The organism is Mesorhizobium sp. M1A.T.Ca.IN.004.03.1.1, assembly GCF_003997555.1.
Lineage (GTDB): Bacteria > Pseudomonadota > Alphaproteobacteria > Rhizobiales > Rhizobiaceae > Mesorhizobium.
This window is the reverse complement of sequence record NZ_RZTV01000689.1, coordinates 1-254: the sequence shown is the minus strand read 5'-3', so window position 1 is coordinate 254 and position 254 is coordinate 1. Positions and strand designations below refer to the sequence as shown.

General features: G+C 61.4%; 1 pseudogene. It reads left to right on the top strand.

The features are described from left to right. Window positions 1–254: pseudogene (locus tag EOD29_RS33420) on the top strand (sugar ABC transporter permease); the annotation flags it as partial.

Here is a 254-nt window from a genome sequence, read left to right as displayed (position 1 = left end):
GCCGCTCGTGGCGCCTTACATCCTGATTGCAGCCGTCTTCCGGCTGATCGAATCCTTCAACCAGTTTGACATCATCTTCGGAACCACCCAGGGCGGTCCAGGAAACAGCACCGCGGCACTCTCAGTCCAGGCGTATATGATCGCCTTCCAGAACCTGAACTTTGGCCGCGGCGCGGCGATCATGGTCGTCAACTGGCTGATCGTGCTGGCCGGCGCGTTTTTCACCGTCCGGCTCTGGCAGGCCGTCCGTCGAC